Source organism: Endozoicomonas atrinae, from assembly GCF_001647025.1.
In the GTDB taxonomy this organism is placed as follows: Bacteria; Pseudomonadota; Gammaproteobacteria; order Pseudomonadales; family Endozoicomonadaceae; genus Endozoicomonas; species Endozoicomonas atrinae.
Genome location: NZ_LUKQ02000770.1, coordinates 1 through 531, shown reverse-complemented (window position 1 = coordinate 531; position 531 = coordinate 1). Strand labels below are relative to the sequence as shown.

1 pseudogene is annotated in these 531 nt (G+C 42.7%); it reads right to left on the bottom strand.

Going from position 1 to position 531, the window contains the following annotated elements:
• Positions 1-355: 355 nt before the first annotated feature.
• Positions 356-531: pseudogene (locus tag AK963_RS32915) on the bottom strand (IS256 family transposase); the annotation flags it as partial.

The window sequence follows — 531 nt, the reverse complement described above, 5'->3', positions numbered from 1 at the left end:
TGCATCGTGAAAGTTTTCAGGAAAATCGGGAGTTTTAGGCATGACATTAACGGGATGAACAACAGGCTATTTAAAGTATAAAGGCAATCGCAGAATTCGTGACATATTTTGAAAATGAAATTGGTATGAGGTTTATCTGGCTGAGTGAATGTATAACGGCTGCGCCCCATTGACTGACCTTACGTTTATGACAAGTAACGATCATAGGACTAAAGAATATAAGAAGAGTTCCTGTGATAGAAGTCAAACCTTCAACGGTGATGGAGGAACAACACCTGAGTTGTACCCCTCGTTCCCATGCTCTGCATGGGAATGCGAGCCTGTAAATAATTCTGTGTAAACGCCACCAAAACTATTACTCCTTGAACCGGTCAGGAAACATAATTTCAAACCGGTTCATGGCTGCTTTCCAGTTCCTGATCGGCATGGTCCATTTCTCGGAAGCTTTTTCCATGGCCAGATAGATTACCTTCATGACTGACTCATCAGTCCGAAAAATCTTCCGGTTCTTGATCGCCTTACGAATGACGC